Genomic DNA, 13,393 nt, shown 5'->3' with positions numbered 1-13,393 from the left:
GGCAGCCGAGCAAGGGCCGCCCCGCAGCGAGGGCTGCGTCCCCCTTCCCGAAGCGCGTCAGCGCTTCGAGAGAAGGGGGAAGGCGCACAAGGCGCCTCAGGGGGATGTCCCCGTTTTCACGCGTGCGTGATCCACTCCAGGTGGGGCGCTTCGTTCAGGTGCGGCAGCGTGTTGAAGGTCTGCAGCATCAGGCGCTTGGGCGAGATGGTGAACTCCGAGACGGCGCTGTTGCGAAGCCGCATGTTCAGCGCAATGGTCACCTCCGGCGCGGTCCCAAGCACCTCGCCCACGGCGGTGGAAATCGGGCCGCCGCTGCTCACCAGCAGCACGTTCTGCCCCGTGTGGTGGTGGCGCACGTGGTCCAGCGCTTCGCGCACGCCGGCCGAGAACTCGATCCAGCTGGGCATGCCCTGCGGGCTGATGACGCCCGCCATCCACTGCGCCAGCGCGTCGCACAGGATGCGGAAGTGCGCACGGTATTTTTCGGGCGTGTCGGCCGGGCCCAGCGGCTGGGGGTGCACGGCGGAGATCAGGGCATGGCTGTCGTACTCGTTCAGGCCGGGCCAGCGCGTCGCTTCGGGCTGGGTCTGCAGCCCCTCGGCAATGCCGGCCAGCGTGTCGGTGTGGCGGCGCAGCGTGCCCGTCATCACGGCATCGAAGGCCAGTCCGCGCGCGCGCCAGTATTCGCCCAGGCGCACGGCCTGCTGCCGCCCGCGCGGGCTGAGCACGTCGTAGTCATCCGCGCCAAACGAGGCCTGGCCGTGGCGCACAAGGTAGAGGGTTCCCATGCGGCGGATTGTGGGTAAATCAGCCCCCCGCGCTTGTCGCAGAAGCGACGAAAGCTATAAAAAATGTAGCGAATGAGCTGCAGCTGGCGCAGCGATCAGCCCTGCAGAACGCTGCCAAACACAGGCGCATCCACGTTGCCGCCTGTCAACGCCAGCCCCACGTTCATGCCCTTCAGCCGGTCGCGCTCCTGCAGTGCTGCTGCCAGCGCCGCTGCGCCCGCGCCTTCGGCCACGTTGTGCGTGTCGGCAAAGAGTGCGCGCATGGCGGCGGCCACCTCGTCATCGCTCACCTGCACGATGTGGGCTATGTGCGGAGCGATGATGGCCAGCGCCTCGGCGTCGGCCACGCGGCAGGCCATGCCGTCGGCGAGCTGGGTGGTGACGGGCGCCTCCACCACGCGCCCGGCGGCCACCGAGTCGGCATAGGTGGTGGCGTGGCGGCTGACCACGCCGACCACGCGCACGGGGTGCTGCAGCGCGCGCTTGGCGGCAATGGCCGAGCACGCGCCCGAGCCCTGGCCGATGGGCACATACACCACGTCCAGCTGCGGCACGGCGCGCAAGAATTCCCACCAGTAGGTGCTCACGCCGCGCAGCAGGTCGGGGTGAAAGCTGGGCACCATGTGCGCGCCGCGCTCGGTGGCCAGCTGCATGGCGTGCTCGCGCGCTGCCTGAAAGTCGTCTCCGTGTTCGATCAGCGTGACGCCCAGGGCGCGCATGGCGGCGTTCTTCTCGAGCGAATTGCCGCGCGGCACGACGATGGTGCAGGCCACGCCGTGGCGGCGCGCGGCCCAGCCCATGCTCTGGCCGTGGTTGCCGCGCGTGGCGCTGACCACTTCGCGCGGCAGGGCGCCGCGCTGCGCCAGCTGGTCGAAATAGGTCAGCCCGCCGCGAATCTTGAAGGCGCCCACGGGCGTGTGGTTTTCGTGCTTGAGCCAGCAGTCGGTGCCCAGCCGCTCGCTCAGCAGCGCCCAGCGGTACTGGGGCGTGGCGGCAAAGTCGCGGTACACCACCTGGGCGGCGGCTTCGATGTCGGCGAGGGTGGGCAGCAAAGCTGCGGGGTCGAGGCGGGTGTTCATGCGGCGGCTTTCTTTTCAGTCAACAGTTTGAGGGCGAGCAGACCCAGGACGGTGCCCATGAAGTAGCGCTGTGCGCGCATCCATGCAGCATTGCGGTTGAGGAACAGCGCGACGCGCGCGGCGCCTAGCACCAGCAGCGCATTCACGGCGGCGCTGGTGGCGATTTGCACGGCGCCCAAGGTCAGGCTTTGCAGCAGCAGCTGGCCGCGCTCGGGGTGCAGAAACTGCGGAAAGAACGACAGATAGAACATCGCGACCTTGGGGTTCAAGAGATTGGTCATGAAGCCCATGAGGAACAGCGTTCGCGGGCTGTCGTGCGGCAGGTGGCGCGCCTCGAACGGGGCCGCGCCGCCGGGCTTGACCGCCTGCCAGGCCATCCACAGCAGGTAGGCGGCCCCCGCGCAGCGGATGGCATCGAACGCCAGCGGCACGGCCGCCAGCAGCGCGGTGAGGCCGAGCGCGGCGGCCAGCAGGTGCACGACAAAGCCCAGCAGCACCCCGGCCAGCGAGACGAGACCGGCCTGCGGCCCCTGCGTGAGGCTGCGCGAGACGCAATACACCATGTTGGGCCCGGGCGTGAGCACCAGCACCAGCGCGGCCAGGGCGAAGAAAAGCAGTTCGTGCGGGGCGAGCGGCATGGTCAGGGCTCCGGTGGGATGGACGTGAGCGCGACGGGCCCGCGCGGGGTGCCGAGTACGGCGGTGATGCACGGCGTGCCGCCCGCTACCACGTCCACGCACCCGGCCGTGCCGATGGCGTCGCACGCCGCTTGCAGCGTGGCGGCCTGGGGGTGTTGCAGCGTGAGCTGCTGCAGCTGCACGCCGCTGTCGGACAGGCTGCTGCAGGGGTGCACGGCGCCCCACTCGATGAGCGTGGGCAGGCAGCCGTCCATCAGGCGCGCGCCGTCGTCGCGCACGGTGATCTGCCACTGCAGCAGGCCGCCGGGTGTGGGGCGGCTGGCGGTGATGATGGTGCCCCGGTCGATGTCCAGCGCAGCCAGGGCCGTGGTGCTGGCCTGCACATCGGGCACGGAGGCCACCCAGTGGATCAGCTGCGGCCCGTGCGCTTCGATCTGCGCGCGCAGGGCCGGGTCATCCATGTCAAACCAGCGCTTTGCGCTTATTGGAAGGGCGCTTTCAGCTCCTGGATTGATAGCAATGATCTCCAGGTAGGCCCGAGGATGCGCGGGGCTGGACACATTGAAGATGCGGTTGTGTGTGCCCATCAGCGGGTGCTCGCCGCCGGCCGTGGGGGCAAAGCCGAAGGTGCGTTCGCACCAGGCCACGCCGCTGGCCAGGTCGGCCGCCAGCACGACGAGGTGGTCCACGCAGGCGGCGGCCCGGGGTGTGGGCGCCGTCACAGCAGCACCTCGCCGGCCATGCAGGTGACCGAGCTGCCGCCCACCCAGATCGTGTCGCCCTCCTGCGTCACGAAAACGCGCCCCGCACGGCCCAGGCAGGTGCCCTGGGCGGCCACGTACTGCGCAGGGGCCAGGCCCGCGCCGATGAGCCACTGCGCGAGGGCCGCGTTCAGGCTGCCGGTGACGGGGTCTTCGGCCAGGCCGTTGTTGCCGGGGAAGAAGGCGCGCACTTCAAACGCAATGCCGTCGGCGTCGGTGCTGCCGATCACGCCCACTTTGCCGCGCGGCCCGACCACGCCCACGTCCAGCTGGCCCAGGAGGCTGGCGTCGGGCTTCAGCGCACGCACCTGCTCGGCCGATCGCAGCATCACGCCGCGCCAGTTCGGGCCGTTGTCGCACCAGGCGTGGTGCAGGATGTCGCTGCGCGCCACGCCCAGGCCTTGGGCAATCAGCGCCACGTCGTCTTCTGCCAGCGGGCCGCTTTTGATCAGGGGCGGCGCGGCAAAGGCCAGGCGCTCGCCGTCCTGGCGCAGCGTGACCAGGCCCACGCCGCATTCCTGCACCACCTTGCCCGCCGCCTGCGGCTGGCCGCCGGCCTTGAGCCACGCGTGGCAACTGCCCAGCGTGGGGTGGCCCGCAAAAGGCAGCTCGCGCCCGGGGCAGAAGATGCGCACGCGGTAGTCGGCGCCGGCCGCGCGGCCCTCGGGGGTGGGGGGCAGCAGGAAGGTCGCTTCGGACAGATTGGTCCAGTTGGTGAACGCCTGCATGGCCTCGGTGCTGAGGCCGGTGCCATCGAGCACCACGGCCAGGGGGTTGCCGCGGTAGGGCTGGTCGGTGAAGACATCGACTTGCTGGAAAGGGCGCTGGTGCATGGTGGTCACGGTCCTTGAGATCAAAAAAAGGTGGCGAAGGTGGCGGCGGCCGGGCACGCCGGGGGCTCACCGGGGTGTGGCCCGATGTGCAAGGGGTCTATCGTGGCTCGGCGCTCTGGCGAGGCCGAGAGTAAAGGCAACGCTGAACAAGTCCCTCGCGCGCCGCGCATCCCTGTTTTGGGCGGTCTGCTGTGTTGCAAATGCTCGCCATAGCTACGGCTATGGCTGCGCTTTGCGCCTTGCAGCCCATCCCAAACCAGGGCGCGCGCCATCTCGGGGACTTATTCAGCGTCGCCTAAAAAGTCAGCCGCTGGGACGTGGCGCGGCGCGGTGCGGGCTCATAGCAGCACCGTACCCTCGATACAGGTCACGGCCTGGCCGCCCACCCAGATCTGGTGCTGGTCGTCCTGGCGCACGTGCACGCGCCCCGCGCGGCCCAGGCATTCGCCCTGGGCCACCAGGTAGCGCCGGGGCGCCAGGCCGTCGGCGATCAGCCATTCGGCCAGGCTCGCGTTCAGTGTGCCGGTCACCGGGTCTTCGGGGTTGCCCATGGGTGCGGCGAAGGCGCGCACCACGGCGCCGGGCTGGCGGGTGTCGGCGGCCGAGGGGCCCACGTGGATCACGCCCACGTCCTGGCCCAGGTCCTTCAGCCGCGCATGGTCGGGCGTGAGGCCCAGCACGGTGTCGGCGCTGTCCACCAGCAGGCCCAGCCATACGGGGCCGTTGTCCAGCAGCTGCGCGCCCACGATCTGCTGCGGGCGCAGGCCCAGGGCGCTGGCGATCAGGGGCACCAGCGCGGGGCTGGGCGCACTGCGCTTGAGCGGCGGTGCGGCAAATGCCAGCGTGTCGCCGGCCATCTCCACGCGCACCAGGCCCAGCGCGCATTCCTGGATCACCATGCCGCTCTGGCGTGGCGTGTGGCCCGCCTGCAGCCATGCATGGCAGGTGCCCAGCGTGGGGTGGCCCGCAAAGGGCAGCTCGCCGCCGGGGCTGAAGATGCGCAGGCGGTAGTCGGCGCCAGCGGCCCGCCCGGCGTCGCTCGGGGGCAGCAAAAACGTGGTTTCCGACAGGTTGGTCCATGCCGCGAAGCGGCGCATGTCGTTGTCGCTGAGGTCGGCCGCGTCCAGCACCACGGCCACAGGGTTGCCGTAGCCGGGGCGGTCGCTGAACACGTCGATCTGCTTGAAGGGGCGCTGGTGCATGGCGGGATGGAACGTTGGCGTCAGGTCAGGGGCTGGTCGAGAACGCCCCGGGCGCCAGGGCGCTGGCTGATCGACTGGTACCACCGCTCGAGGTGCGGCCGCGCCGGGCGTTCCTGCGGCAGCCCCCACCAGCGGTGGATCTCGCAGCCCACCGGGATGTCTGCCATGGTAAAGCGCTCGCCGGCCATGTAGGCATTGCGCGCCAGATGCTCGTCCAGCATGGCCATCAGGGGCTCGGTCGCTGCGACCGAGGCCGCGATGAGCGCGTCATTGCGCTGCGCAGGGGGTGTGCGCACCCATTGCACAAACGCATCGCGCCCTGCGGGGTTCAGCGTGGTCTGCTGCCAGTCCATCCACTGCTCGGCCACGAAACGCGCGGGCAGGTCTTCCGGGTACAGGTTGCCTGGGGAATGGCGCGCGCACAGGTAGCGCACGATGGGGTTGGATTCCCACAGGGCGACGCCGGCGTCCTCGTCCTCGATCAACGGCACCAGGCCGTTGGGGTTGAGCCGCAGGAACTGCGCCTCGCGCACGATGCCGAACTGGCCGCCCGCGTCCGTGCGCTGCACGGACGGCAGGCCCAGCTCCTGCACGGCCCACACCACCTTGCGCACATTGATGGACGACAGCCGCCCCCAGATCCTGAGCATGGCCTAGCGACCTTGCAGGCTGTCGCGCACCGCTGTGGCCAGCGCGGCGATGCCCGTGGCGATCTGCTCCCTGGTGGAGGTGACGAACGACAGGCGCAGCGTGCGCGGGTCGGCGTTGTCGGCGTAGAACGCAGCGCCGGGCACAAAGGCCACGTTGCGCTCCACGGCCTTGGGCAGCAGGTTGATCGCGCTCATGCCCTCGGGCAGGCGCACCCACAGGAACATGCCGCCGTCCGGGCGGTTCCATTGCACGTCCAGGCCCGCCATTTCCTTGTCCAGCGCGGCCAGCATGGCCTCGCACTGCTCCTTGTACAGCGCGCGGATGGTGGGCACGTGGCGGTCCAGGAAGCCGCCCTTCATCACCTCGGCCACCAGGCGCTGGTTGTAGCCGGGGGTGTGCAGGTCGGCCGCCTGCTTGGCCTGCAGCAGCTTGGGGTACACCGCCTTGGGCGCCACCACAAAGCCCAGGCGCAGGCCGGGGGCCAGCACCTTGGAGAACGAGCCCATGTAGATGCAGCCCTCGGGGTTGCGGGCCGTGAGCGGTGCGGGCGGCGGGGCATCGAACCACAGGTCGCCGTAGGGGTTGTCCTCCACCAGCGGCAAATTCAATTCGGCGGCGGCCTTCACCAGCGCCGCGCGGCGGGCCTCGGTCATGGTGCGGCCCGTGGGGTTCTGGAAGTTGGGCAGCACGTACAGAAAGCGCGCCTTGTCGGCACCCGTGCCCACCTGGGCTTTCAGGTCGTCGATGAGCACGCCTTCATCGTCGCTCGCCACGGCCACCACGGCAGGCTCCATGGGCGTGAAGGCCTGCAGCGCGCCCAGGTAGGTGGGCGTTTCCACCAGCACGCGGCTGCCTTCGTCGATCAGCACCTTGGCAATCAGGTCCAGCGCCTGCTGCGAGCCGGTGGTGATCAGGATCTGGTCGGGGTTCACGTCCCAGGGCAGGAAGTCGGCAATCGCCTGGCGCAGCGGGCCGTAGCCTTCGCTGGCGGCATATTGCAGGGCGCCCGGGCCGTCCTGGGCCAGTACGGCGGCCGAGGCCTCGGCAAAGGCCGAGATGGGGAAGGTCTTGGGCGAAGGCAGGCCACCGGCCAGGCTGATGATGCCGGGCTTCTCGGTCACCTTCAGGATCTCGCGGATGACCGAGGGGTTCATGCGCTCGGCGCGGCGGGCCAGGGTCCAGGTATTCGTCTCGGGAAGGTCGTTCAGTTTCACTCTCGTTCTCCTGCGGCGGTTGGCTGGGCCGCTACGGTTGCAATAGCATCAAAAAATCAGATCGGATCCAGCGTTTCAACGGGGGCGGCTTGGCGGCTTCAGTCCACGATGAACAGCATGGCCCCCTGGGGCGATGTGGACCGATGGGGTTCCGCATTGTCCGCCACCTGATAGCTCATGCCCGGCGCCAGCCTGAACTGGCGGCCGTCCTCCAGCTCGGTCAGCAGTTCTCCGCTCAGGCACAGCAACACATGGCCTTTGGTGCACCAGTGGTCAGAGACATACCCGGGCGTGTACTCCACCATGCGCACGCGCACATCGCCGAAGTGCTGGGTGCGCCAGAAGGCCTGTCCCGACGCGGCGCTTTTTTCTTCGCGTGGTATCGCAGACCAGTCGGTCATGGCAAACGGAATCTGGTTGAGCTTCATACGGGGCGCGGCGCAGTGTGCACGGGCATTTTTTTACCCAGGTAGACGGTGGCGATCACGGCCAGCGCGAACACCAGCGTGGCCGTGTCCAGCCGTTCGCCCACCAGCGGCACGGCGAACAGCAGGCTCAGAAACGGCTGAAAGAGCTGGATCTGGCTGACCCGCACGGCACCCAGGGCCAGCGCCCGGTACCACGCAAAAAAGCCGATCCACATGGAGAACAGCGCCACATACAGAAACCCGGCCCAGCTCATCGCGCCGATGGCCGAAGGCGTCGCGGGCGCAAACCACAGCGCCACGGGCAGGGTCAGTGGCAGCGAGGCCACCAGCACCCAGCAGATCACCTGCTCGGCACCCAGGCGCGGCGTGAGGCGCGCGCCGCCGATGTAGCCCAGCGCGCCCGTGGTCATCGCAATCAGCAGGTAGACGTTGGCCGTGCCCAGGTAGAAGCCGCCGGCGCGCCAGACCATGAAACCCAGCACCAGGCCGCTGCCCAGCACGGCGCAGGCCCAGAACCCGGCCGAGGGGCGCTGCCGGTACCACAGCGCGCCCAGCAGCGCGGTGGACAGCGGCAGCAACGCCGTGACCACGGCCCCGTGGGTGCTGGGCACGGTCCGCAGGGCCAGCGCCAGAAACAGCGGGAAGCCCACGATGACGCCGAACGCCGTGACCGCCAGCAGCGGCCACTCGGCGCGCTGTGGCACGTTGAGGCGGCCGCGCGCCCGCTGGTGCCACAGGTAGCCCATGGACAGCAGCCCGGCCACTGCCGCGCGCCCGAAGGTGACGAACCAGGGCGAGAGCTGGGGCGCATCGACAGGGCCCACGGCCAGCCGCGTCATGGGCAGGGTGGCGGCAAACAGCGTCACGCCCACCAGGCCCCACAGCAGGGCTTCCTTTTCGTGTGCAGCATTCATAGCGTCAACATCCAGAGCGCCGTGGCCATCAGCACCAGGGCCAGCGCGCGGTTGAACCACAGCAGGCGTTGCCCCTGCGCCAGCCACTGGCGCAGCAGGGAACCGACCAGGGCGTACAGAAAGTTGCTGGAGAACGCGAACAGCATCATCACCGCGCAGATGATGGCCAGGCGCTGGCCGGGGTTGCTGGCGGGCTGCCCTGCAGCGTTGACCACCCAGCCCGCGCTCAGCGTGAGCGCCAGCATCCAGGCCTTGATGTTGACGAACTGCAGGCCCACGCCCTGCCAGAAGGTGACGTTGAGGCGGGTTGCATCCACCTCGGCCAGATCACCCGCACGGCTGAGCTTGAGCGCCAGCCAGAGCATGTAGGCCACGCCCAGCAGGGTGACCGCCCAGCGCAGCGCAGGCACGCCGGTGATGAGCGCGCCCAGGCCCAGGCCGCTGCCCAGCATCAACAGGGTCCAGCCCGCCGGTACGGCCAGGCAAAAGCGCAAGGCGCGCCGGAGCCCCAGGTTGGCCGCGAGTGCCGTGGACAAGGTGGTGTTGGGACCGGGCGAAAAGCTCATGGCGGTGCAAAACAGCAGCAGGGCAGTGAGTTCGGCGGCGCTCATGGGCAAGGGGGTGAGTGGGGCGGCTTGTCAGTTCAGGGGGATCAATGTAATCTTTGCTGCCAATACACAACCAGTACAGTTTTGCAGGTCAGTTGGCGAACTGTATTGATTGCTTGGACAGTACACACGGCGTGCAGCGCGCGCGTTGGAAAGAAGGCCCCCATGCTGATGAAGACCCCCACCCAGTCCCTCACCGAGCAGCTCTCCGCCCGCTTTGGCGAGCGCATCCGGACCCGGCTGCTGGCGCCGGGCGCGCGGCTGCCCTCGGTGCGGCAGTGCGCGCAGCAGCACGCGGTGAGCCCGTCCACCGTGGTGGCGGCCTACGACCAGCTGCTGGCCCAGGGCCTGGTGGAGGCGCGCAAGAACCGGGGCTTTTTTGTGCGTGAGATAGCCCCCGGGCGGGCAGCCGACACGGGGGCGCACGAGGGCGCCGCCGACACGCGCGGCACGGCGCGGTCTGCGCCGGGCCCGGCGGACGCGGCGCACGGGCTCGTCGCCCGGGCCCCGGGGCGAGGTGCTCCCCCGGTCAATGCCACGGCGCTCATCCGCGGCATGTTCCACAAGATCAGCGACAAGCCGCAGCCCGGCATGGGCGTGTTTCCGTCCGACTGGCTGGAGTCCACCTTCATGCCGGCCGCCGTGCGCAAGGTGACGGGCACCCGGGCGCTGCAGGATTTTTCATTGCAGTACGGCGAGCCGCTCGGCGACGCCGGGCTGCGCCGTGTGCTGTCGCAAAAGCTGGCCACGCTGAACGTGCATGCCGCGCCCGAGCACATCATCACCACTGTCGGCGCCACGCACGCGCTCGACATCGTGAGCCGCACGCTGCTGCGCCCCGGCGACCCGGTGATGGTGGAAGAACCCGGCTGGGCCGTGGAGTTTGCGCGGCTGGCCGCCCTGGGCATGCACATCCTGCCCGTGCCCCGCCGCGCCGACGGGCCGGACCTGGAGGTCATGGCCCGCTATTGCGAAGTGCACCGGCCCAAGCTGTACGTGAGCGTGAGCGTGTTCCACAACCCCACGGGCTATTGCCTCACGCCGGGCAGCGCGCACCGCATCCTGCAGCTGGCCAACCAGCACAACTTCCATGTGGTGGAGGACGATACCTACAGCCACATCGCGCCCGAGCACGCCACACGCCTCACGGCCCTTGACGGCCTGTCGCGCACCATCTACGTGAGCGGCTTTGCCAAGATCCTCGCGCCCAACTGGCGCATCGGCTTTCTGGCCGCGCCGCCCGCACTCACCGAACAGCTGCTGGACACCAAACTGCTGGCCACGCTGACCACCCCGGCGCTGCTGGAAAAGGCCCTGGCGCTGTGCATAGAACAAGGCCAGCTGCGCCGGCATGCCGAGCGCATCCGCACGCGGCTGGATGCGGCCCGGGCACGCAGCGTGAAGTTGGCTCTGGGTGCGGGCTGCACGTTCGCGGCCGAGCCCGTCGGCCTGTTTGGCTGGGTGGACACCGGCGTGGACACCGACGCGCTGGCCCAGCGCATGCTGGACGAGGGCTACCTGCTGGCCCCCGGGGCGCTGTTCCATGCCGAGCGCAAGCCCAGCACACTCATGCGCATCAATTTCGCCACCACGCAGGACGCGGCGTTCTGGCAGGTGTTCAAGCGGGTGGTCAAGGCGGCCTGAGCCGCGCGCAAGAAGCCTTCGGCCTGCGGCGTTCAGCCCCACATGCGGCGCGCGGCTTCAGCGCGCAGGGGCTACTCCAGGTCTTCCGGCTCAGGGGGTTCTGGCGGCTGGATGATGTTCTCGTACTCGTAATTGGGCTCGGGCGTGATCTGTCGGCGCGTAAGGAACATGATGTCCGGGTACCCGTACTGCATGCCGGGCAGGCCCAGTGTCGGGAAGGTGTTGGCGTCGCACTGGTTGCAATAGCGCGCGCCCAGGATCTGGACGGCCGGATGCGCCTGCGCAGCCTGCTGGTAGTAGTAGCCCTCGTTGGCGCCCTGTTGCAGGGTGAGCAGGTACTCACCACCCTGCGCCAGCCAGACCGGCGCGGCCGCCAGCGCATAGCCATAGCGCCCGGCCGGTCCGCTCACCGGCAACTGCATCAGCCGGGTGCGCGAAGGCACGTCCCACAGCGTGACCACGCGCGCAGTGCCCTGCGGCTCGTTCTTGCCGAGCGCCACCACCAGCAAATCCTGACGCGCCTCGAACCGCATGCCGCGCACCGAGTGCGGCGCCATCGACACCTTGCCGCCGCCCCGCTGCAGCGTCGCGGTGTTGTTCTCAGGACTCGCATGGGCGTTGAACACCAGGAATGTGCTCTCGATGGACGCGGCGTCCGGGTGGGTGGCCGCGGGGTTGCCCCGGTAAATGTAAAAGCGCGTCACGCCGCTGGCTGCCAGCCGCGGCAGGCGCACCCATACCAGCATGCGCTGTGTGCCCAGGCCCGACTGCACCCAGTAGGGCAAGGTCTGCGTGCCGGCCACGTCCAGGCCGAAGCGCAGGTCGCCCGCGTCGGGGCGCAACTGGCCGAGGCTGGCCATGGTGGCGGCGTCCAGCTCCAGCGGCAGCTGGTAGCCCTCGACCTCCTGGGCGGTTTCGTTGAACACGCGCACCTCGTCCACATAGGTCCAGCCGGCCGGCTGGGCCAGGGCGGGCAGGGCCAGAAGGCCGGTGCCTGCCCGCAGAGCCAGGGCGCAAAGTCGCTTGAAGATGGGGTGCATGCGAGTAAGAGCCTGTTCAATGTCTTTTTGAAGATCGCATTGGAGTGCAATCGGTATGAGTGGATGCGCCGGGTGCGCCGCACGGGCTCATGCCCGGGGTTGCGAAGAGGTGTAGCGCATGGGAGCTTTCTGCAGGGCCAAAGCCGTTGAGCATTGAGCATTGAGCATTGAGCATTGAGGGCGCCCGCTGGCCGATCAGCGCCGCTCCACGACCAGATCGGCCAGCACGCGCAGCAATGCGCGGTTGACCTCTTCGAGGTCCATCTCGTGCGTTTCGCACAGCTGGCGGATCGCGCTCGCGTCGTCGGTCTCCAGGGCGCAGGCCATCTGCAGGCCGCTGGCGTAGGGGCCCGTGCCCAGCACGGTGGCGTCGTAGATGCGCTCGGACAACGGCAGCCGCCGCAGCACGGTGCCCAGGGGTTCGCCCAGCAATTCGTCCAGGCGCGACAGCAGGCCGCAGAGGTAGATCTCGCGGCGCAGGTCGTTTTCGATGCCGGCATCGAGCAGGTGGGCCATCAGGTTGGCGCGCGTCACCATGGTCTCGCGCACGGGCTGCATGTTGGGGTCGGTGCTGGCATGCGGCAGCTGGTCCGACAGCCATCGCTTGATGGACGCGAAGCCCATCATCACCAGCCCCCGGCGCAGCGAGTCGATGCCGGTGCGCAGGCCCAGCGCGGCCGAGTTGGTATAGACCATGAAGCGGTAGGCCAGCAGCGGGTCTTCGCCCATGATGGCCTCGAAGGACTCGAGCGACTCTTCGGCGTCGATGGCCTTCATGAGCTTGAAGATCACCGCGTGCGATGGCTGCTGCGGCGAATGGCGCATGCTGTAGAGCACGTCTTCGGCGGGCCAGCCGGCCAGCGCCAGCGCGTTGTTCTGGTCCAGGCAGTGTTCCATCAGCGCGCGGCTGGCAATGCCTTCATACATCTGGCCCGCCAGCACCGGGCTGGCGGGGCGTGCGGCGTGGGCCGGTGCGCCGGGCCGTGCGGGCGCGGCCTGGAGGGCCGCGACGGCGGCTTCCGGGGGCAGCGTCAGCAGGCTGTTGTCAAAGCAGCGTGCGATCTCGGCCTCGGGCAGCTGGGTGGCGTCGCCGCGCCAGACCAGCCTCAGCCCCCGCTGGTGCGCGGCCTGCACGCGCGTGAAGATGGCCGAGTCCGACAGCCACTCGCCGCGGACCTCGATCCAGGGCGAGCCGCGCGGCGCATGTTCGAGAAAGTCGCACAGCAGCTGGCGTGTCTGGGCGGAGATGAGCAGCGGGGGCGAGCTGGCGGACCACAGCTCCTGCAGGGTGCGCAGCAGGTGGCCGGCATCGACCACGGCGCTGGCATCGTTGTGGGCATAGAGCTGGATCGCGGCCAGCTTGCGGGCACGGTTCCACAAGGGGCGGTAGCCCAAAATGAGGCTGCCAAGGACGGATTGGACCATGTGCTCTCAGGCGAGGTGACGGGGCCTGCTCCCGGAGGGTGGTTGCCTCTTCCGCCCGCGAACAGGGTTAAGGATGTCCTGCATAACTCCCTGCGGTCCGTGATAGCGCGGGCTCGGGCGGTCCGCTGCGTTGCTTTTCTTGCCAATAGCCGGGCTATTGGCTGCGAA

General features: G+C 69.1%; 14 protein-coding genes. 1 reads left to right on the top strand and 13 read right to left on the bottom strand.

All coding sequences use genetic code 11. From position 1 onward, the window contains the following. Positions 1–116 precede the first annotated feature (116 nt). From ACOQFS_RS00285 to ACOQFS_RS00235, 11 genes are all read right to left on the bottom strand, one after another. Positions 117–788 (bottom strand): histidine phosphatase family protein, encoded by a 672-nt coding sequence (locus ACOQFS_RS00285; protein ID WP_421560983.1) that lies wholly within the window; start codon positions 786–788, stop codon positions 117–119. Between the two features lie 95 nt (positions 789–883). Next, a complete protein-coding gene (locus tag ACOQFS_RS00280) occupies positions 884–1,867 on the bottom strand; it encodes a threonine dehydratase (protein ID WP_421560982.1) in 984 nt (327 codons plus the stop codon). After that, entirely contained in the window at positions 1,864–2,505 is a 642-nt protein-coding gene (locus ACOQFS_RS00275) for a LysE family translocator (RefSeq protein ID WP_421560981.1), read from the bottom strand. The genes ACOQFS_RS00280 and ACOQFS_RS00275 overlap by 4 nt, the downstream gene beginning before the upstream one ends. 2 nt (positions 2,506–2,507) lie before the next feature. Further along, entirely contained in the window at positions 2,508–3,227 is a 720-nt protein-coding gene (locus tag ACOQFS_RS00270) for a VOC family protein (protein WP_421560980.1), read from the bottom strand. Continuing rightward, positions 3,224–4,099, bottom strand: a complete 876-nt coding sequence (locus ACOQFS_RS00265; protein ID WP_421560979.1) for a PhzF family phenazine biosynthesis protein — start codon at positions 4,097–4,099, stop codon at positions 3,224–3,226. The genes ACOQFS_RS00270 and ACOQFS_RS00265 overlap by 4 nt, the downstream gene beginning before the upstream one ends. Positions 4,100–4,437: 338 nt before the next feature. Further along, a complete protein-coding gene (locus tag ACOQFS_RS00260; protein WP_421560978.1) occupies positions 4,438–5,301 on the bottom strand; it encodes a PhzF family phenazine biosynthesis protein in 864 nt (287 codons plus the stop codon). A gap of 20 nt (positions 5,302–5,321) precedes the next feature. Then, complete coding sequence (locus ACOQFS_RS00255; protein ID WP_421560977.1) at positions 5,322–5,951, bottom strand: glutathione S-transferase; 630 nt, start codon at positions 5,949–5,951, stop codon at positions 5,322–5,324. 3 nt (positions 5,952–5,954) lie between these two features. After that, the gene (locus tag ACOQFS_RS00250; protein WP_421560976.1) at positions 5,955–7,166 is read right to left on the bottom strand and encodes a PLP-dependent aminotransferase family protein; all 1,212 of its coding nucleotides are present in this window, start codon (positions 7,164–7,166) and stop codon (positions 5,955–5,957) included. A 98-nt stretch (positions 7,167–7,264) separates the two neighbouring features. Further along, positions 7,265–7,594 (bottom strand): DHCW motif cupin fold protein, encoded by a 330-nt coding sequence (locus ACOQFS_RS00245; protein WP_421560975.1) that lies wholly within the window; start codon positions 7,592–7,594, stop codon positions 7,265–7,267. Next, positions 7,591–8,508: a DMT family transporter gene (locus ACOQFS_RS00240; RefSeq protein WP_421560974.1), complete on the bottom strand. Its 918-nt coding sequence runs from the start codon at positions 8,506–8,508 to the stop codon at positions 7,591–7,593. Before ACOQFS_RS00240 ends, ACOQFS_RS00245 begins: the two co-directional genes overlap by 4 nt. Next, positions 8,505–9,119, bottom strand: coding sequence for a LysE family translocator (locus tag ACOQFS_RS00235; RefSeq protein WP_421560973.1), 615 nt, complete (start codon positions 9,117–9,119; stop codon positions 8,505–8,507). The genes ACOQFS_RS00240 and ACOQFS_RS00235 overlap by 4 nt, the downstream gene beginning before the upstream one ends. A gap of 162 nt (positions 9,120–9,281) precedes the next feature. Here ACOQFS_RS00235 and ACOQFS_RS00230 point away from each other — a divergent pair, with 162 nt between their 5' ends. Continuing rightward, positions 9,282–10,760, top strand: coding sequence for a PLP-dependent aminotransferase family protein (locus tag ACOQFS_RS00230; RefSeq protein ID WP_421560972.1), 1,479 nt, complete (start codon positions 9,282–9,284; stop codon positions 10,758–10,760). A 71-nt stretch (positions 10,761–10,831) separates the two neighbouring features. Here ACOQFS_RS00230 and ACOQFS_RS00225 read toward each other — a convergent pair whose 3' ends face one another. Together ACOQFS_RS00225 and ACOQFS_RS00220 are read right to left on the bottom strand one after the other, a co-directional pair. After that, positions 10,832–11,800, bottom strand: a complete 969-nt coding sequence (locus tag ACOQFS_RS00225; protein WP_421560971.1) for a DUF2341 domain-containing protein — start codon at positions 11,798–11,800, stop codon at positions 10,832–10,834. Positions 11,801–11,995: 195 nt separating this feature from the next. Then, positions 11,996–13,225, bottom strand: a complete 1,230-nt coding sequence (locus ACOQFS_RS00220) for an HDOD domain-containing protein (RefSeq protein WP_421560970.1) — start codon at positions 13,223–13,225, stop codon at positions 11,996–11,998. Positions 13,226–13,393 lie beyond the last annotated feature (168 nt).

The organism is Paracidovorax sp. MALMAid1276 (assembly GCF_049198005.1).
GTDB lineage: Bacteria > Pseudomonadota > Gammaproteobacteria > Burkholderiales > Burkholderiaceae_C > Acidovorax.
The sequence above is the reverse complement of the archived record's forward strand: the minus strand, read 5'-3'. Positions and strand labels throughout refer to the sequence as shown.

Excerpts from the sequence above, each read along its gene's own strand:
- ACOQFS_RS00285 (WP_421560983.1), bottom strand. The coding sequence starts at position 788 with ATGGGAACCCTCTACCTTGTGCGCCACGGCCAGGCCTCGTTTGGCGCG.
- ACOQFS_RS00280 (WP_421560982.1), bottom strand. The coding sequence starts at position 1,867 with ATGAACACCCGCCTCGACCCCGCAGCTTTGCTGCCCACCCTCGCCGAC.
- ACOQFS_RS00275 (WP_421560981.1), bottom strand. The coding sequence starts at position 2,505 with ATGCCGCTCGCCCCGCACGAACTGCTTTTCTTCGCCCTGGCCGCGCTG.
- ACOQFS_RS00265 (WP_421560979.1), bottom strand. The coding sequence starts at position 4,099 with ATGCACCAGCGCCCTTTCCAGCAAGTCGATGTCTTCACCGACCAGCCC.
- ACOQFS_RS00260 (WP_421560978.1), bottom strand. The coding sequence starts at position 5,301 with ATGCACCAGCGCCCCTTCAAGCAGATCGACGTGTTCAGCGACCGCCCC.
- ACOQFS_RS00255 (WP_421560977.1), bottom strand. The coding sequence starts at position 5,951 with ATGCTCAGGATCTGGGGGCGGCTGTCGTCCATCAATGTGCGCAAGGTG.
- ACOQFS_RS00245 (WP_421560975.1), bottom strand. The coding sequence starts at position 7,594 with ATGAAGCTCAACCAGATTCCGTTTGCCATGACCGACTGGTCTGCGATA.
- ACOQFS_RS00240 (WP_421560974.1), bottom strand. The coding sequence starts at position 8,508 with ATGAATGCTGCACACGAAAAGGAAGCCCTGCTGTGGGGCCTGGTGGGC.
- ACOQFS_RS00235 (WP_421560973.1), bottom strand. The coding sequence starts at position 9,119 with ATGAGCGCCGCCGAACTCACTGCCCTGCTGCTGTTTTGCACCGCCATG.
- ACOQFS_RS00230 (WP_421560972.1), top strand. The coding sequence starts at position 9,282 with ATGCTGATGAAGACCCCCACCCAGTCCCTCACCGAGCAGCTCTCCGCC.
- ACOQFS_RS00225 (WP_421560971.1), bottom strand. The coding sequence starts at position 11,800 with ATGCACCCCATCTTCAAGCGACTTTGCGCCCTGGCTCTGCGGGCAGGC.
- ACOQFS_RS00220 (WP_421560970.1), bottom strand. The coding sequence starts at position 13,225 with ATGGTCCAATCCGTCCTTGGCAGCCTCATTTTGGGCTACCGCCCCTTG.